General features: G+C 70.1%; 13 protein-coding genes and 1 pseudogene. 3 read left to right on the forward strand and 11 right to left on the reverse strand.

Annotated features, from left to right (window positions below; translation table 11 throughout):
- Positions 1–53: 53 nt before the first annotated feature.
- From prcB to arc, 5 genes are all read right to left on the reverse strand, one after another.
- Positions 54–899: a proteasome subunit beta gene (prcB, locus tag TU30_RS12245; RefSeq protein ID WP_042168502.1), complete on the reverse strand. Its 846-nt coding sequence runs from the start codon at positions 897–899 to the stop codon at positions 54–56.
- The gene (locus TU30_RS33950) at positions 851–1294 is read right to left on the reverse strand and encodes an endonuclease domain-containing protein (protein ID WP_360729576.1); all 444 of its coding nucleotides are present in this window, start codon (positions 1292–1294) and stop codon (positions 851–853) included. The genes prcB and TU30_RS33950 overlap by 49 nt, the downstream gene beginning before the upstream one ends.
- A 212-nt stretch (positions 1295–1506) precedes the next feature.
- Positions 1507–1722 (reverse strand): ubiquitin-like protein Pup, encoded by a 216-nt coding sequence (locus TU30_RS12255; protein WP_042168504.1) that lies wholly within the window; start codon positions 1720–1722, stop codon positions 1507–1509.
- 163 nt (positions 1723–1885) lie between these two features.
- Positions 1886–3397 carry a depupylase/deamidase Dop gene (gene dop, locus TU30_RS12260; protein WP_360618297.1) on the reverse strand — a complete coding sequence of 504 codons (1512 nt, stop codon included), beginning with the start codon at positions 3395–3397 and terminating at the stop codon, positions 1886–1888.
- Between the two features lie 235 nt (positions 3398–3632).
- Positions 3633–5399 carry a proteasome ATPase gene (gene arc, locus TU30_RS12265; RefSeq protein WP_042168507.1) on the reverse strand — a complete coding sequence of 589 codons (1767 nt, stop codon included), beginning with the start codon at positions 5397–5399 and terminating at the stop codon, positions 3633–3635.
- A gap of 261 nt (positions 5400–5660) precedes the next feature.
- On the opposite strand from arc, the gene TU30_RS12270 reads away from it, so the two are divergent.
- Positions 5661–5966: a ferredoxin gene (locus TU30_RS12270; protein WP_042168509.1), complete on the forward strand. Its 306-nt coding sequence runs from the start codon at positions 5661–5663 to the stop codon at positions 5964–5966.
- 142 nt (positions 5967–6108) lie between these two features.
- Here the strand turns inward: TU30_RS12270 and TU30_RS12275 are convergent.
- The 3 genes and pseudogenes from TU30_RS12275 to TU30_RS12285 all read right to left on the reverse strand — a co-directional run.
- Positions 6109–6684 (reverse strand): annotated as a pseudogene (locus TU30_RS12275) (hypothetical protein); the annotation flags it as partial.
- Positions 6685–6904: 220 nt separating this feature from the next.
- Positions 6905–7807, reverse strand: a complete 903-nt coding sequence (locus TU30_RS12280; RefSeq protein ID WP_042168512.1) for a tRNA (adenine-N1)-methyltransferase — start codon at positions 7805–7807, stop codon at positions 6905–6907.
- Positions 7808–7863: 56 nt separating this feature from the next.
- Positions 7864–9513, reverse strand: a complete 1650-nt coding sequence (locus tag TU30_RS12285) for a site-2 protease family protein (RefSeq protein ID WP_042168515.1) — start codon at positions 9511–9513, stop codon at positions 7864–7866.
- A gap of 210 nt (positions 9514–9723) precedes the next feature.
- On the opposite strand from TU30_RS12285, the gene TU30_RS12290 reads away from it, so the two are divergent.
- Together TU30_RS12290 and TU30_RS12295 are read left to right on the forward strand one after the other, a co-directional pair.
- Positions 9724–10695 (forward strand): RecB family exonuclease, encoded by a 972-nt coding sequence (locus TU30_RS12290; RefSeq protein ID WP_042168517.1) that lies wholly within the window; start codon positions 9724–9726, stop codon positions 10693–10695.
- A 69-nt stretch (positions 10696–10764) separates the two neighbouring features.
- Complete coding sequence (locus TU30_RS12295) at positions 10765–11436, forward strand: response regulator transcription factor (protein ID WP_042168519.1); 672 nt, start codon at positions 10765–10767, stop codon at positions 11434–11436.
- A 104-nt stretch (positions 11437–11540) separates the two neighbouring features.
- On the opposite strand, the gene TU30_RS12300 is transcribed toward TU30_RS12295, so the two are convergent.
- The 3 genes from TU30_RS12300 to metH form a co-directional block, all read right to left on the reverse strand.
- Positions 11541–13145 (reverse strand): ABC transporter substrate-binding protein, encoded by a 1605-nt coding sequence (locus TU30_RS12300; RefSeq protein WP_042168521.1) that lies wholly within the window; start codon positions 13143–13145, stop codon positions 11541–11543.
- Positions 13146–13580: 435 nt separating this feature from the next.
- Complete coding sequence (locus TU30_RS12305) at positions 13581–14321, reverse strand: HAD family phosphatase (RefSeq protein ID WP_042168523.1); 741 nt, start codon at positions 14319–14321, stop codon at positions 13581–13583.
- A gap of 223 nt (positions 14322–14544) precedes the next feature.
- The gene (gene metH, locus TU30_RS12310) at positions 14545–18057 is read right to left on the reverse strand and encodes a methionine synthase (RefSeq protein ID WP_042168526.1); all 3513 of its coding nucleotides are present in this window, start codon (positions 18055–18057) and stop codon (positions 14545–14547) included.
- Positions 18058–18274 lie beyond the last annotated feature (217 nt).

Genomic DNA, 18274 nt, shown 5'->3' on the forward strand with positions numbered 1-18274 from the left:
CGTCCCTTTCTGTCGAAGTCACTGGATGGAGGACCGTCACCAACGAACCGCGCCTACAGCAACGGGGCACGCGGACCGTCGGGCTGCTCCAGCCGCCGCTCCAGCACCGTCCGGGCGACCTCGGACGCCTCGTCCTCGGAGAGCCGGCGGAAGCCGTCCTCGGTGATCACCGTGACAATCGGGTAGATCCGCCGGGCGACGTCGGGACCGCCGGTCGCCGAGTCGTCGTCCGCGGCGTCGTAGAGGGCCTGCACCACCAGAGTGGTCGTCTCGGCCTCGCTCAGATCACCCCGGAAGAGCTTCTTCATGGCATTGCGCGCGAAGACCGACCCGGAACCGGTGGCCGCGTATCCCTGCTCCTCCGAACGCCCGCCCGTGACGTCGTAGGAGAAGATCCGCCCCTTCCCCCGGTCCACGTCGTATCCCGCGAACAGCGGGACCACGGCCAGACCCTGCAGGGCCATCGCGAGGTTGGAACGGATCATGGTCGACAGCCGGTTCGCCTTGCCCTCCAGGGACAGCTGCGCGCCCTCGACCTTCTCGAAGTGCTCCAGCTCCAGCTGGAACAGCTTCACCATCTCCACGGCGAGCCCCGCCGTGCCGGCGATGCCCACCGCCGAGTACTCGTCCGCGGGGAACACCTTCTCGATGTCCCGCTGGGCGATGACATTGCCCATGGTGGCCCGGCGGTCACCGGCGAGCACCACCCCGCCGGGGAAGCTCGCAGCCACGATCGTGGTGCCGTGCGGCGCCTCGATCACACCCTGGAGCGGCGGCAGTTGCCGCTTCCCCGGGAGCATCTCGGGCTGGTGCCCGGAGAGGAAGTCCATGAAGGACGACGACCCGGGCGTCAGGAAGGCAGCCGGTAGACGCCCGGTGCCACGAGTGTTGGCTTCCACGCGATTCCTTCCACGTAAGCAGCAGCCCGCCTTATGGCATCGGGCCGGTCCTTGAACTGCCCCAGCGCGGCATTGCAGCTGAAGCACGGTACGCCACGGACCCTACCCGTCCCGTGGCCGTGATCCACATGTGCGGCCGGGACGGACGGACATGCGCGGCGGGCACCCCCTTGCGAGGCGATCGGTCCGTCGCACCCGGCTTCGGTGATGCCGTACTGGCGCCTCAGGTGGTCCTGCCGCCCCTGGACCGTGCTGCACGCCGTGCAGCGCGTCGAGAGACCGTCGGACGCGCCCGCACGACGGTGCCACTCGCCGTGAGGCCCGATCTCGCCGCACGTCCGGCAGAGCCTGTGTCCGGCCGGGACGTCCGCCTTCTCGCGCGCGGCCTTCCCCATGGCCTCCCGGCGGCGCCGGGAGCGCGCGGCACCGTACTTCGCCACGCACTCCCGGCAGTGCGCCTGGAGGCCGCCACGTCGATTCCCGTCACGCGCGCATGCAGCTGCGGGAAGCCCACGCCTGCACTTCCTGCACTGCTTCACGTTCGACTCGCCAGCCACCCTTCCCCCCCGACACCTTCGTTTCAAAGGAGAGGCGACCGAGTGGACCTTTACTGCCCGCCTTTTTGCACGAAGCTTCGCACGAAATCCTCGGCGTTGGCCTCGAGTACGTCGTCGATCTCGTCGAGGACGTCGTCCACGTCGTCGCTCAGCTTCTCCTGGCGCTCCTTGAGGTCCTCGGATGCCTGCGCCTCGGGCGCCTCCTCGACCTCCTCGGTGGAGCGCGTCGCCTTCTGCTGTCCGCCGCCGGTGTCCTTGGTCGCCATAACCCCTCACCCCGCTCGGTTCGACGTTCTTGATCAGACCCTACAAGCAGGGTCCGACTTCGGCCCCGCAGTTCCTCCAACGTACGGCGGCCACCTCGATGATTCCCTGCCGCCGGACTTTCCACCCCGGCCGGCCGGTCCCTCCCGGTGCCGCGATCGTGTTTCAGTTCCCGGAGAGCACCCTGACCAGGTCTTCCGCCGTGCGGCAACGGTCCAGGAGCTCCTTGACGTGATTACGCGTTCCGCGAAGCGGTTCCAGGGTTGGGACCCGCTGGAGCGAGTCCCGGCCCGGCAGATCGAAGATCACCGAGTCCCAGGAGGCCGCCGCGACGTCGTCCGCGTACTGCTCCAGGCAGCGTCCGCGGAAGTAGGCGCGGGTGTCCTCCGGCGGCTTCGTCCGGGCCCGCTCCACCTCGGTCTCGTCCAGCAGCCGTTTCATGCGGCCGCGGGCGACGAGGCGGTTGTAGAGCCCCTTGTCGGGGCGTACGTCGGCGTACTGGAGGTCGACGAGGTGCAGTCGGGCGGCGTCCCAGTCCAGTCCGTCCCTGCGCCGGTAGCCCTCCATGACCTCCCGCTTGGCGACCCAGTCCAGCTCGCCGGCCAGGCTCATGGGGTCGTTCTCCAGACGGTTGAGGGTGTCCTCCCAGCGGGTCAGGACGTCCTTGGTCTGGTCGTCGGCGTCGGCTCCGTACCGTTCCTCGACGTACTTGCGGGCGAGTTCGTAGTACTCCATCTGGAGCTGGACGGCGGTGAGTGTGCGGCCGCTGCGGAGCGTGACCAGCCGCTTGAGGGTGGGGTCGTGGGAGACCCGGTGCAGCGTCCGTACGGGCTGGTCGACCGCGAGGTCCACGGCGATGAAGCCGTCCTCGATCATCGACAGGACCAGCGCGGTGGTGCCGAGCTTCAGGTAGGTCGAGATCTCGGACAGGTTCGCGTCGCCGATGATCACATGGAGCCGGCGGTGCTTCTCGGCGTCGGCGTGGGGTTCGTCGCGGGTGTTGATGATGGGCCGCTTCAGCGTGGTCTCGAGGCCGACCTCGACCTCGAAGTAGTCCGCGCGCTGGCTGAGCTGGAAGCCGTGCTCGTGGCCGTCCTGGCCGACGCCGACGCGTCCTGCGCCGGTGAAGACCTGGCGCGAGACGAAGAACGGGGTGAGGTGGCGGACGATGTCCGAGAAGGGCGTCTCCCGCTTCATCAGGTAGTTCTCGTGGGTGCCGTAGGAGGCGCCCTTGTTGTCGGTGTTGTTCTTGTACAGGTGGATGGGCTGCGCGCCCGGCAGCGCGGCGGCCCGTTCGGCGGCCTCGGCCATGATCCGCTCACCGGCCTTGTCCCAGAGGACGGCGTCGCGGGGGTTGGTGACCTCGGGGGCGCTGTACTCGGGGTGTGCGTGGTCGACGTAGAGCCGCGCGCCGTTGGTGAGGATGACGTTGGCGAGGCCGATGTCCTCGTCGGTGAGCTGGGTGGAGTCGGCCGACTCGCGGGCGAGGTCGAAGCCTCGCGCGTCCCGCAGCGGGTTCTCCTCCTCGAAGTCCCAGCGGGCTCGGCGGGCCCGGTGCATCGCCGCCGCGTAGGCGTTCACGATCTGGGACGAGGTGAGCATGGCATTGGCGTTGGGGTGGCCGGGGACGGAGATCCCGTACTCCGTCTCGATGCCCATTACTCGCCGTACGGTCATGCGGCCCTCCTTGCTCGGCGGCGTCCCCGGTCGGGGGCGCTGCTGAAGTACCGCTGGCGCTCCGGTGCGTGTGCGGTGCCCGTCCCCGCACTGTGCGACTCGGCGGTACCGAAGAGCCTAGAACGCCTTTGCGCCGGTGGGGAGATCATTTGCGTCATTGCTGTGTTCCGGTGGTGGCTGCAGAAAACAGTGGGCTGCGGGTACCCGTCGAGGGCACCCGCAGCCACCCTGCTTTTTACAGGTACTGACCGGTGTTTGCCACCGTGTCGATGGAGCGTCCGGTGTCCGATCCCTGCTTTCCGGTGATGAGGGTGCGGATGTACACGATCCGCTCGCCCTTCTTTCCGGAGATCCGGGCCCAGTCGTCGGGGTTGGTGGTGTTGGGCAGGTCCTCGTTCTCCTTGAACTCGTCCACGCAGGCCTGGAGCAGGTGGGAGACGCGGAGGCCCTTCTGGCTTTTCTCGAGGAAGTCCTTGATCGCCATCTTCTTGGCGCGGCCGACGATGTTCTCGATCATGGCGCCGGAGTTGAAGTCCTTGAAGTAGAGGACTTCTTTGTCGCCGTTGGCGTAGGTGACTTCCAGGAAGCGGTTTTCCTCGGTTTCGGCGTACATGTGTTCCACCGCGGTCTGGATCATGCTCTGGACCGTGACGTCCCGGTCGCTGCCGTGCTCGGCGAGGTCGTCGCCGTGCAGCGGGAGGCGCTGGGTGAGGTACTTGCCGAAGATGTCCTTGGCCGCCTCGGCGTCCGGACGTTCGATCTTGATCTTCACGTCGAGCCGGCCGGGGCGCAGGATGGCGGGGTCGATCATGTCCTCGCGGTTGGAGGCACCGATCACGACCACGTTCTGCAGGCCTTCCACGCCGTCGATCTCGGCGAGGAGCTGCGGGACGATCGTGTTCTCCACGTCGGAGCTGACGCCGGAGCCGCGGGTGCGGAAGAGGGATTCCATCTCGTCGAAGAAGACGATGACGGGGGTGCCCTCGCTGGCCTTCTCGCGGGCCCGCTGGAAGACGAGACGGATCTGCCGCTCGGTCTCGCCGACGTACTTGTTGAGGAGCTCGGGACCCTTGATGTTGAGGAAGAAGCTCTTGCCGGCGGCCACTCCGGTCACTTCGGCGACCTTCTTGGCCAGCGAGTTGGCCACGGCCTTGGCGATGAGCGTCTTGCCGCATCCCGGGGGCCCGTAGAGCAGGACACCCTTGGGCGGACGCAGTTCGTGCTCCTTGAACAGGTCCGGGTAGAGGTAGGGCAGCTCGACGGCGTCGCGGATGGCTTCGATCTGGTTGCCGAGGCCACCGATCTGCTCGTAGCCGATGTCGGGGACTTCCTCGAGGACGAGTTCCTCGACCTCGCTCTTGGGCACGACCTCGTAGACGTACCCGGAGCGGGGTTCGAGCAGGAGTGCGTCGCCGGGACGGATGGTGATGCCCAGCAGCGGTTCGGCGAGCCGGACCACGCGCTCCTCGTCGGTGTGGCCGAGGACGAGTGCTCGTTCGCCGTCCTCGAGGATCTCCTTGAGGGTGACGATGTCGCCGACGCGCTCGAACTGCATGGCCTCGACCACGTTGAGCGCTTCGTTGAGCATGACTTCCTGGCCGCGCCGGAGCTCGTCCAGGTCGATGCCGGGGCTCACGTTCACCCGGAGCTTTCTGCCGCCGGTGAAGATGTCGGCGGTGCCGTCCTCGTTGGCCATGAGGAAGACTCCGAAACCGGCCGGGGGCTGTGCGAGCCGGTCGACCTCCTCCTTGAGGGCCACGATCTGGTCGCGGGCCTCGCGGAGTGTGCCGGCGAGTCGTTCGTTCTGGGCGGACACGCCGGCCAGGTTGGTCTGCAGCTCGACGATCCGCTCTTCGAGAATCCTCGTGTGTCGCGGAGAGTCGGCGAGCTTGCGGCGCAGGACGGCGATCTCCTGCTCAAGATAGGCAATCTGCCCGGCCGGGTCCTCGGACCCGCGTCCTGGGCGGATGCCGCGGTTCATGTCGTCGTCGTGGGCTGCCACGGTCCTCACCTCCTCCAAGGGGAGCTGGACGCTTCCAGACCCTACCTGGGCGGATGTCGATTGAAACCCCTAGATCACAAAGACGGTCGGGGTGTGTCCGATCTTCACCCTTGCGCTCTCCCTCACGCCAGGGGAATACCCAGCGAGGATGACGGGAACCCCGGCGAGGGTAGGGTCGATGTGTTCAACACCCGTCGGAGCTGGCCGGATTCCCGCCCGGTCCGACGCGTGGGACCGGGATGCGGCAAGACGGCAGGAGAGATGAGCGTGCAGCAGGAGGCCGGAGTCGAGGGCGAGGACCTGGAGGTCTGGATCGACCAGGACCTGTGTACCGGTGACGGCATCTGCGCGCAGTACGCGCCCGAGGTGTTCGAGCTGGACATCGACGGGCTGGCGTACGTGAAGGGTTCGGACGACGAGTTGTTGCAGGCCGCGGGGGCGACGACGCGCGTGCCGCTGCCGGTTCTCACGGATGTGGTCGATTCCGCGAAGGAGTGCCCCGGCGAGTGCATCCATGTGCGTCGGGTGGCGGACGGCGTGGAGGTGTACGGCCCGGACGCCGGGTGACCGGTTCCGTACCGCTCGTCACCCCCGGCTGTTCCCTCACCCGCGTTCCTCACACGTGCTGCGGTGCTCCGGGGCGCGCACGGGCGGCGGGTGCCGGGGCGAGTGCTCGGGAGTTTCGCGCGGTGGGCCCGCGTCCGGTTCGGACGCTCCGGGCGCCGGAGGGCTCGGACTGGACGAACGCCCCGTTGTCCCAGGACCACTTCACGCTCGTGCGCACGTCGGGGCAGCAACGGGGCACGTCGGTGGACGAGTAGCCGAGAAGTGCCGCGGTGATGTCGCCGTCGCGCACGGCGAAGTCGTCGACGTTGGTGCGGTCCTCGGGGTCGACGAGGGTGGCCACCACACGGGGTGTGTCGGCTCCGGCGGCCCGGGTCAGCACGTACAGGCCGTCGGGTGGGGTGCCCATGGAGGCGTCGCAGTGGACGGCCGCCACCGTCTCGGGGCGGCCGTCGCCGTCCAGGTCGCCGGCCACGTGCTTCTTGACCACCACGTCCACCGGACCGCACTCGAGCGGGAACTCGACGGCCGCCGGGTCGGGGGGCGCCGTGTGGGCGGGGGCGCTCTTCGTCCCGGGGGCGGGCGTCTGGACCGCCGTCGCGGCTTTGGGCTGCATCAGGGAGGAGAGCGCCACCACACCTGCGAGGGCCGTGGCGGTGGCGACCCAGTGGATCGGGCGGGTGTGCGTGTGCGCGAGCTCCGGGACGGCGGATGACTGCACGAGGAGTGTCTCCTGTGGGAGCTGTGCCGGTGGGGTGGCCAGCATCGTGCCACACGTCACAGTGCGGGGGAACGGCGGGGGCGCGGTGGTGACGGAGAGGCCGCCCGGTGCCGTCGCGCCACGTGCCGCCGCGTCAGCACGGGAGCGCCGTGGCGCAGTTCCCGGTGCGGGTGGGGAACTGCGCCACGGCGCTCGTACGTTGTCGTGATGGCGGGTCGCGTCAGCGTGCGGTGCCCGCGTCGGCGTTGGGTCCCGAGTAGTCCTCGCCGTAGGCGCCCTTGGCGGGACGGCGGCGGCGCATGGGGGGTTCCACGCCGTCGGCGAGGCGGCGGGCGGTGAGCAGGAAGCCGGTGTGGCCGATCATCCGGTGGTCCGGGCGGACGGCGAGGCCTTCGATGTGCCAGTTGCGGATCATCGATTCCCAGGCGGTCGGCTCGTTGAAGGAGCCGACCTCGCGGATGGACTCGACGGTCCGGGCGAGCTGGGTGGTGGTCGCGACGTAGCAGCAGAGGATGCCGCCGGGAACGAGGGCCTTGGAGACGGCCTCCAGGCATTCCCAGGGGGCGAGCATGTCGAGGACGACCCGGTCGACCTCGGTGTCGGACAGGTTGTCCTGGAGGTCGCCGACGGTGAGCTGCCAGGCGGGGTGCGGGCCGCCGAAGTAGCGCTCCACGTTGGCCCGGGCGATCTCGGCGAAGTCCTCGCGGCGTTCGTAGCTGTGCAGCATGCCCTGGTCGCCGACGGCGCGCAGCAGGAAGCTGCTGAGCGAGCCGGAGCCGACCCCCGCCTCCACCACGCGGGCGCCGGGGAAGATGTCGGCGAAGGCGAGGATCTGCCCCGCGTCCTTCGGGTAGACGACGGCTGCCCCGCGGGGCATGGACAGGACGTAGTCGGGGAGCAGGGGGCGCAGCGCGAGGTAGGCGACGTTCCCGGTGGTGCGGACAACGCTGCCCTCGGGTGCGCCGATCAGCTCGTCGTGGGGGAAGGAACCCTTGTGGGTGTGGAAGTTCTTCCCGGCCTCGAGCGTGAACGTGTAGTGGCGGCCCTTGGGGTCGGTCAGCTGTACCTGGTCCCCGACCTTGAAGGGCCCGCGGCGGCGGGCGGCACCGGTCGGTTCGGACATGTGACCAGCCTACCGGTACCGGCGCGGGCCGCTGACCACCCTGGGGGCGGGTGGCGTCAGGCGGGGCGGGCCATGGCCTTGACGAAGGCGCGCTCGACGTCGGCCGCGGACAGGACGCCGTAGATCTCGCCGGTCGCCTCGACGACCAGGTACTCGGTGGCGGGGGCGGCCCGCAGGGCTTCCAGGAGCTCCTCCCCCGCAAGTTCGGCGGAGACGCGCATGCCGTCGGTGAGGTCCTGGGCGAGCCCGCCGACCGCGACCCAGGGGCGGCGGTGCTCGGGTACGCCGACGATGGCGGCCTCGCGCACCAGGGACAGCGGGGTGCCGTCGGTGTCGACGACGACGAGGGCACGGGCTCCGGCGGTGTTGGCGCGGCGCAGCGCCTCGGAGAGGGGGGTGTCGGTCTCGACGGGCACCGCGCGGCGGGTCAGGGCGCGGGCGCGCAGTTCCGGCAGGTGCTCGCGCAGGCGGGCCATGCGCAGGCTGTTGCCGGCACCGGTCCAGATGATCGCCGCGAGGATGGCGGCGAGCAGGGCGTCGAGGACGGTGTCCATGCCCACGCTGTCGGCGGCGTCGGAGCCGAGGGCTCCGGACTGGGTGAGCAGGGGGAGGCCTATCAGGACGGAGACGGCGAGGGCACGGCCGACCCAGGCGGCGGCGACGGTGCCGCTCATCGGCTTCCCGGTGATCTTCCAGACGACCGCGCGGAGCATGCGTCCGCCGTCGAGGGGGAGGCCGGGCAGGAGGTTGAAGACGGCGACGATGAGGTTGGAGACCATCAGGCCGGCCAGCAGGACACCGGGTACGGAGCCGGGGTCCACCGCGAGCAGTCCGAGGTAGAACAGGCCTGACAGGACGAGGGAGAGCAGCGGGCCCACGAAGGCGAGCACGAACTCCCGTCCGGGTGTCTCGGCCTCCTTCTCGATCTCGGAGACGCCTCCGAAGAACTGGAGCTGGATGCGGCGCACCGGAAGCTTGAAGCGGAGGGCGGCCAGCGTGTGGGCGAGCTCGTGGACCAGGACCGAGGCGTAGAAGGCGACGGCGAAGAACAGCGAGACCAGGTAGCTGGCGGCGCCGAGTTCGGGCAGCACGCGGTCGATCTGGCCGCCGAAGACCCAGGTGATGAGGAGGGCGACGAGGAACCAGCTGGGGGCGACGTAGACGGGCACGCCGAACGGGCGTCCCATCAGCAGTCCGCCGCGCCTCTGCGGCTCCGGCGGGCGCTGTGGCGCGGATTTCCTGCCGGGCGCCGAGTGGGCGAGGGGGCGGTCGGGGTGCTGCTGAGGCGGGGGGAACGGGTCGGGCCGACGGCCGGCGGCGTGACTCCCGGGTGCGTCGCCCCGGGCGGCGTCGTCCTCGTCCGGGCTCCGCGGGGCCCGGTCCGCCGCGGGTCGCACCGGGGCGGAGGGCTGCTCGGGTGTTCCGTTGCGCGAGGTGCTCCCGGTTTCCGCCGGAGTGCCACCGGTCCGTGACGGGGTGTTTCCGAAGGTCGACGCAGTGGGGTCGGCAGGCGGCGCGGTGGCCCGCCCGTCCGCGTTGTCCGTACGGTCCGTGTTGTCGGAGGTGTCCGGGGCGGCCGGGGTGGGCCCGGCCGGATCGAGGCGCTCTCCGTCCGTGGGGGGTTCGCCCACCGGGGGCCCCGCGTGGCGCTCGGTCGACTCGTCGTTGCCGGAGCGCGGCTGCCCGCGTCCGCCGCTTGCGTCCACCGGTGTCCCCTCGTCGCTGCGTCTCCCGCGCCTGCCGGACGGGAGGGTCTCCAGTCGATGGTATGCGGCCGTTGCCACACGTTTCGCCTCGGCACCCCTCTCCGTTCCCCTCTGCCACCGCGCCTGTTCCCCCTCTCCTTCCCCTTCTTCCCCTTCGGTCACCCCGCCGTGGGCGGTCCCTGTCGGTGCCGGGCCGTAAGGTCTGTGGACATGGAGACGAGCACCGGGGCCGCGGGGCGGTCCGAGAGCATGCCGGTCGTGGCGGCAAACACGCCGGCCGCTGCCGGGGAGGCGGCAGCCGGAGGAGACGTGGCGGTGGCGGCCGGAGCCCCCGCGGCGGCGGCCGCGCGGCCCCCCGGACCGCCCGCCTCGCTGTCCCCGTCGCGCGCCGGCGACTTCATGCAGTGTCCGCTGCTGTACCGGTTCCGGGTCATCGACCGGCTGCCGGAGAAGCCGAGTGAGGCAGCGACGCGGGGCACGCTGGTGCACGCGGTGCTGGAGCGCCTGTTCGACGCTCCGGCTGCCGAGCGCACCGCGCCGCGGGCGAAAGCACTGGTCCCGGAGCAGTGGGACCGGCTGCGGGAGTCGCGTCCGGAGGTCGCGGAGCTGTTCGCCGAGGATCCGGGGGGCGAGCGGCTGGCGCGCTGGCTGGCGGAGGCGGAGCAGCTGGTGGAGCGGTGGTTCGGCCTGGAGGATCCGAGCCGGCTGGAGCCCGCCGAGCGGGAGCTGTTCGTGGAGGCCGAGCTGGATTCCGGACTGCGGCTGCGCGGCATCATCGACCGGGTGGATGTGGCGCCCACCGGCGAGGTGCGGATCGTCGACTACAAGACGGGCAAGGCACCGCGGCCGGAGTACGCGGAGGGCGCGCTGTTCCAGATGAAGTTCTACGCCCTGGTGGTGTGGCGGCTGAAGCGGGTGATCCCGCGCCGGCTGCAGCTCGTGTACCTGGGCAGCGGGGACGTGGTGACGTACGACCCGGTCCGCGCGGATCTGGAGCGCGTCGAGCGCAAGCTGCTGGCGCTCTGGGAGGCGATCCGGCAGGCCACGGAGACGGGGGACTGGCGGCCGCGCCCCACCAAGCTGTGCGGCTGGTGCGACCACCAGGCGCACTGCCCCGAGTTCGGCGGCACTCCCCCGCCCTATCCGCTGCCGGTGCGGACGGCCGGGCCCGCCGTGGACTGATGTGCCCCGGACCCGGGCGGGGCAGGGGGCGCAGGGCAGAATGAGGGTGGACTAACGAAGGAGACTTACGTGGCCATCCGCGTCCTACTGGTCGATGACCAGCCGCTGCTGCGCACCGGCTTCCGGATGATCCTGGAGGCCGAGCAGGACATCGCGGTCGTCGGCGAGGCCGGGGACGGCCTCCAGGCCCAGGACCAGGTGCGGGCGCTGCAGCCCGACGTGGTGCTGATGGACATCCGCATGCCGCGGATGGACGGGGTGGAGGCGACCCGGCAGATCACCGGCCCCGAGCGGAACGGCCCGGCGAAGGTCCTGGTGCTGACGACGTTCGATCTCGACGAGTACGTGGTGGAGGCGCTGCGCGCGGGCGCCAGCGGCTTTCTGCTGAAGGACGCCCCGGCCAACGAGCTGGTGCAGGCGATCCGTGTGGTGGCCGCCGGTGAGGCGATGCTCGCCCCGAGCATCACGCGTCGGCTGCTGGACAAGTACGCCACGCATCTGCCGTCCGGTGACGAGCCGGTGCCGGACACGCTGCACACGCTGACCGACCGTGAGGTCGAGGTGCTGAAGCTGGTGGCGCGGGGGCTGTCCAACGCGGAGATCGCCGCGGACCTGTTCGTCAGCGAGACGACGGTGAAGACGCACGTCGGTCATGTCCTGACGAAGCTCGGGCTGCGCGACCGGGTGCAGGCCGCGGTGTACGCGTACGAGAGCGGGCTGGTGCGCCCGGGGGCGCAGTAGCGTCCACCCGGCGGTGGACAGACTCCGAGGGCGCCTTTGCCTCCCTGCTTGCGGGAGGCAAAGGCGCCCTCGGAACATGCGGGCCCGGTCCGGGTCCTGTCGTGTCAGCCGCTCACGCCACGGCCCAGCTCCCACAGCTGGAGCGAGGAGGAGGAGTTGACCAGGTAGGCGGTGCCGGTGATGTCGTCGTGCGCGGCGACGTACTGCTTGCCCTGCCACAGGGGCAGCACGGGCACGTCGTCGGCAACGATGTCCTGGATCTGGTTCAGGCTGTCGGCGGCGGACAGGCGGTCGGCCTGACGGCGGGACTCCGGGATCAGTTCCTTGCGGATCTTGGTGTTGGCGTACGGCGAGTTGAGGAAGTTGTCCTCGGCCAGGAACGGCGCGATGAACGCGTCGGCGTCCGGGAAGTCGGGGAACCAGCCCATGCCGTAGACGTCGAACTTGCCCTTCTGCCCGTCCGGCCGGAAGGTGTCCCAGGCCGCGCCCTTGATGTCGGTGTCGAACAGGCCGCTGTCGTTGAGCTGCTTGCTGAGCTGCTCGAACTCCGCCTTGGTGGCGGGACCGTAGTGGTCGGTCGTGTAGTGCAGCGTCATCTTCACCGGGGTGGTGATGGCGGCCTCCTCCAGCAGCTCGCGGGCCTTGGAGACGTCGGGGTCGCCGTACTTGTTGAAGAACGCGTTGGAGTGACCGGTGACGGACGCGGGGACCAGCGAGTACAGCGGCTCGGCCTGGGAGCCGTAGACCTTGGCGACCAGCTCGCCGCGGTTGATGACCTGGGCCATGGCCTGGCGGACGGCCTTGGTCTCCACGCTGGGGGCCTCGGTGTTGAAGGCCAGGTAGCGGATCTCCAGACCCGGCGACTCGACCAGGTCGACGGTGCCCTCGGAGGCGTTGGCGAGCTCCCGGACCTGCTCCGGCGACATGCTGCGGGTCATGACGTCGATGTCGTCGCCCTCGAGCGCTTCGCCCATGGCTTCGGCGCTCTCGTAGGAGCGCATCTCGATCCTGTCGTGGCCGACCTTCAGGGAACCCTTGTAGGAGGCGTTCTTGACGTAGGTGGCGCCGACCAGTTCACCGTCCTCGACCTTGGTCTCGAAGGTGTACGGGCCCGACCCGTCGATCTCGAACCCTTCGCGCAGCTCGCCCTTGTCGTAGGAGCCCTCGGGGACGATGCCCGCGACCGGGGTGGACAGCTTGTACGGGAAGGTGGCGTCCGCCAACTTGAGGTGGAAGATCACCTCGCGGTCGCCCTGCGTCTCGACGGTGTCGATGGTGGACAGCAGCGCGAACACACCGCTGTCGGCCTGGATGGCGAGGGCCCGGTCGATGGAGTACTTCACATCGGCGGCGGTGATGGGGTCACCGTTCGAGAACTTCAGGCCTTCGCGCAGGGTACAGCTGTACCGCTCGTTGCCGGAGTCGGTGAAGCCGCAGGTCTCGGCCGCCTCGGGGACCGGCTCACCGTCGCCGCGCGGCTGGATGAGCAGCGTCTGCACGGTCTGGCGCAGGATGTTCCAGGTACCGACGTCGTAGGCGTACGCGGGGTCTACCGGCGCGGGTGCGTCCTTCGTGGCGGTGAACCGGTCCGTGGTGCCGACGACGATCGCGTCACCGCCGCCGCTCCCGCCATCGGTGTCGCCACAGCCGGCGAGTACCGGCGCGAGCAGTCCGATCGTGGCCGCCAGCACCAAAGTCTTGCGGTTCATGCTCGAGTTTCTCCAGAGCTGTCGACTCCGTGTATGCGGCATACAAGGGTGGTGCTACCGATCACGGGGATGGGGGCGATGTTCTCGCGACGAGATTAGTCCGCACCCGCGTGAAGGGGTGCCGCGGCCGTAGTTGAGCCTCCATCACGGAGTGGAACCGGGCACGAACGCACCGGCGAACGTCGGCGCGGCAGGATTGGTGCAGCGATTCACCAATCAGGACACAAGGGAACGCGGAGGCCTGCCGAAATGGGGCGGACAGCACATGACGGCCCCCCTGTCGAGACTTCGGAAAGTGGCGAACATCACACATTAAATCCGGCCTGGCGGGACCGGAATTCAACGTTCGGTAGCCGTCCGAATTCCTTCGGGCACCCGCCGGGGCGCGGATCCTCGGAATTCCGGCCCTTACGTCGCCCAACGCTCGGTGAACGCCTAGCGTACTTCCGTCATCAGGCCGTGCAGAAAGGCCAGGTCGACGGCTTCCAGTGAGGGGACGACGGTCCGCCGGGCAGCCGCTTCGATCGGGGCCACCGAGGGCACCGCCACGACATGGCAGCCCGCGGCCTCGGCGGAGGCGACACCGGTCGCCGTGTCCTCGACGACGGCGCACCGCAGGGGGTCCACGCCGAGTCCGACAGAGGCGGCCAGATACGGGTCGGGGTGCGGCTTGGTGCGCGGGACCTCGTCGCCGGCCACCGACAGGGCGAAGTGCTGGGGTCCCAGCGAGGTGAGCACACGGTCGATGATGCGCCGGTGCGAGGCGGAGACCAGGGCGGTGGGGATGCCGTACTCGGACAGCTCGGCCAGCAGCCGGGCTGCGCCGGGCATCAGCGGCAGGGTGTCGGCGATGCGCTCCTCGAAGCCGTCGTTGAGCAGCGCCGTCAGCTCGGCGAGGGGGATGTCGGCCCCGGTCGCCTCGAGGAGGAAGCCCGCGCTGCGGGTCATGGGGCCGCCGACCACGACGTGGCGCCAGGAGTCGTCGAGGGTGTGGCCGAGGGAGGCGAACACCTCGACCTCGATGTCCCACCAGAAGCCCTCGGTGTCGACCAGGGTGCCGTCCATGTCCAGGAACACGGCCTGGAGAGCGGACCTCTCGGCCGTGCGGGGCTTGTGCGGTCTGCCGGACCCGAGAGCCTGGGAAAGGGTGCCGCGCGCGGGAACCGTACTGGTCATCCACGTACCTCCGTCTAAGGGACGATCAGGCCGGTTCCCCTGGGGGGAACCGGCCTGCGGTGGACCGACCAGTGTACGTCGTGCGCGCCGCAACCGCTTCCGGTGTCTCACGGAGCCCGGGCACGGGGGCCGGGACCGTGAGGTGGCGCAGGACTCCGCGCGGAGGGCGCCGGCCGCCCCTCGCGGCCTGTCCGGTGGATCGGTGCCGGACAGGGCCGCGGGGTCAGCGGGCGTTGAAGTACTTGGCCTCCGGGTGGTGGATCACGATGGCGTCCGTGGACTGCTCGGGGTGCAGCTGGAACTCCTCGGACAGGTGGACGCCGATGCGCTCCGGCCGGAGCATCCCGGCGATCTTGGCGCGGTCCTCCAGGTCGGGGCAGGCGCCGTAGCCCAGCGAGAAGCGGGCGCCCCGGTACTTCAGGGCGAACATGTCCTCCATCCCGGCCGGGTCCTCACCGGCGAACCCGAGTTCGGAGCGCACGCGCGCGTGCCAGTACTCGGCGAGCGCCTCGGCCAGCTGCACGGACAGCCCGTGCAGTTCCAGGTAGTCGCGGTAGGCGTTGGCCTCGAACATCCGCGCGGTCTCCTCGCCGATGCGAGAACCGACGGTGACGACCTGGAAGCCGACGACATCGGTCTCGCCGGACTCCTCCGGGCGGAAGAAGTCGGCCAGGCACAGCCGGCGGCCGCGGCGCTGGCGGGGGAAGGTGAAGCGGGTGCGTTCGTTGCCCGCGTCGTCCAGGACGATCAGGTCGTCGTCCTTGGAGACGCAGGGGAAGTAGCCGTACACCACGGCCGCCTCGAGCAGGTTGTCCGTCTGGAGCCGGTCCAGCAGGCCGCGCAGCCTGGGCCGGCCCTCGGTCTCCACGAGCTCCTCGTACGTCGGCCCGTCGCCGGCGCGGGCCTGCTTCAGGCCCCACTGGCCCTTGAACAGGGCGCCCTCGTCGAGCCAGGACGCGTACTCCTTGAGCTGGATGCCCTTGATCACCCGGGTGCCCCAGAACGGGGGCCGGGGCACCGGGTTGTCGACGGCGACGTCCGAGCGGACGTGACCGGCCTCGGGGCGGTCGTCGATCTCCACGGTGGCCGCGCGGACGCGGCGCTGCTTCAGCTCGGGCAGCTTCGCGCCGGGCACGCCGCGCTTGATGCCGATGAGGGCGTCCATCAGGCGCAGGCCCTCGAAGGCGTCGCGGGCGTAGCGGACCTCGCCCTGGTAGATCTCGTGCAGGTCCTGTTCGACGTAGGCACGGGTCAGTGCGGCGCCGCCGAGGATCACCGGGAAGTCGGCGGCCAGGCCGCGCTGGTTGAGCTCCTCCAGGTTCTCCTTCATGATCACCGTGGACTTCACCAGCAGTCCGGACATGCCGATGACGTCGGCGCGGTGCTGGTCGGCGGCGTCCAGGATCGCCGAGACGGGCTGCTTGATGCCGAGGTTGACCACGTTGTAGCCGTTGTTCGACAGGATGATGTCGACCAGGTTCTTGCCGATGTCGTGCACGTCGCCGCGGACGGTGGCGAGCACGATGGTGCCCTTGCCGTCCTCGTCGGTCTTCTCCATGTGCGGTTCCAGGTGGGCGACCGCGTTCTTCATCACCTCGGCGGACTGGAGCACGAACGGGAGCTGCATCTGGCCGGAGCCGAACAGCTCGCCGACCACCTTCATGCCGTCCAGCAGGGTGTCGTTGACGATGTCGAGGGCCTTGCGGGTCCCGAGCGCCCGGTCGAGGTCGGCCTCCAGGCCGTTTCGCTCGCCGTCGATGATCCGCCGCTTGAGGCGCTCGTCCAGGGGCAGCGCCGCCAGTTCCTCGGCCTTGCCGGCCTTCAGGGACTTGGCGGTGGCGCCCTCGAAGAGCTGCATCAGCTTCTGCAACGGGTCGTAGCCCTCGCGGCGCCGGTCGTGGATCAGGTCGAGGGCGGTGGTGACCTCCTCCTCGCTGAAGCGGGCGATGGGCAGGATCTTCGACGCGTGCACGATCGCCGAGTCCAGGCCCGCCTTGACGCATTCGTCGAGGAAGACGGAGTTGAGCAGGATGCGGGCGGCCGGGTTGAGGCCGAAGGAGATGTTCGACAGTCCCAGGGTGGTCTGCACCTCGGGGTGGCGGCGCTTGAGCTCGCGGATGCCCTCGATGGTGGCGATGCCGTCCTTGCGGGACTCCTCCTGGCCGGTGCAGATGGTGAAGGTGAGGCAGTCGATGAGGATGTCCTCCTCGTGGATGCCCCAGTTGCCGGTCAGGTCGTCGATGAGACGTTCGGCGATCTCGACCTTCTTCTCGGCGGTGCGGGCCTGGCCCTCCTCGTCGATGGTCAGCGCGATCAGCGCCGCGCCGTGCTCCCGGGCCAGCTGCGCGACGTGCGCGAAGCGGGACCCGGGGCCGTCGCCGTCCTCGTAGTTCACCGAGTTGATGACCGCCCGGCCGCCGAGCTTCTCCAGGCCGGCCCGCAGGACGGGGACCTCGGTGGAGTCGAGCACGATCGGCAGGGTGGAGGCGGTGGCGAACCGGCCGGCCAGTTCCTCCATGTCGGCGACGCCGTCACGGCCGACGTAGTCGACGCACAGGTCGAGCATGTGCGCGCCCTCGCGGATCTGTTCGCGGGCCAGTTCCACGCAGTCGTCCCAGCGGCCCTCGAGCATGGCTTCGCGGAACTTCCTGGAGCCGTTGGCGTTGGTGCGCTCGCCGATCGCGAGGTAGGAGGTGTCCTGGCGGAAGGGCACGCTCTGGTAGAGGGAGGCGGCTCCCGGCTCCGGCTGGGGGGTGCGCTCGGGCGGGGTGACGTCCCGGACGCGTTCCACGAGTTGGCGCAGGTGTTCGGGGGTGGTGCCGCAGCAGCCGCCGACCAGGGACAGCCCGTAGTCGCGGACGAAGGTGTCCTGGGCGTCGGCCAGGCCCTCGGGGCCGAGCGGGAAGTGGGCGCCGTCCTTGGTGAGGACCGGCAGGCCGGCGTTGGGCATGCACAGCAGGGGGATGCGGGAGTGCCGGGTGAGGTAGCGCAGGTGCTCGCTCATCTCGGCGGGGCCCGTGGAGCAGTTCAGGCCGATCATGTCGATGCCGAGCGGCTCCAGGGCGGTGAGCGCGGCGCCGATCTCGGAGCCCAGGAGCATGGTGCCGGTGGTCTCGAACGCCATGGAGGCCAGCAGCGGCACCTCGACGCCGGTCGCCCCCATGGCGCGGCGGGCGCCGAGGACCGAGGCCTTGGTCTGCAGGAGGTCCTGGGTGGTCTCGACGATCAGCGCGTCGGCTCCGCCCGCGAGCAGGCCCTCGGCGTTGGCCTGGTAGCCGTCGCGGATCGTGCCGTAGCCGATGTGGCCGAGGGTCGGCAGCTTGGTGCCGGGGCCGATGGAGCCGAGCACCCAGCGGGTGCGGCCGTCGCGCGCCGCGTGCTCGTCGGCGACCTCCCGGGCGATGCGGGCTCCCGCCTCGGAGAGCTCGTGCACACGGTCGGCGATGTCGTACTCGGACGCGGCGCTGTGGTTGGCGCCGAAGGTGTTGGTCTCGACGCAGTCGACTCCGGCGTCGAAGTACTCGGAGTGGACCGAGCGGACGATGTCCGGGCGGGTCAGGTTCAGGATCTCGTTGCAGCCTTCGAGGTTCTCGAAGTCCTCGAGCGTGGGGTCCTGCGCCTGGAGCATGGTGCCCATCGCTCCGTCGGCGACCACCACGCGGGTGGCGAGCGCCTCTCGGAGCGCGGCCACACGGGCCCGGCTGTCGGGGGAAGGGGTCAGCGGCAACGAGGCCATGTAAGGGGCTCCCTCAGGTGCGACGGCTGTCGGCTTTGCGGCTGCCCGGAACGATCCCCGATGGAGCCTCCCGGGCAGGGGCACGCCGCCAGGGTATCGGGGACCGCGCCCCGATGTTCCGGGCGTCCACGGGACGGACCATGATGGCGTGGTTCCGGATGCCCCGTGCAGGGACGGGGGGCGGATCAGGCCACGGAATCACGGCCGATGGCGGCGG

This window comes from Streptomyces sp. NBRC 110035 (assembly GCF_000829695.1).
Classification (GTDB): Bacteria; Actinomycetota; Actinomycetes; order Streptomycetales; family Streptomycetaceae; genus Streptomyces.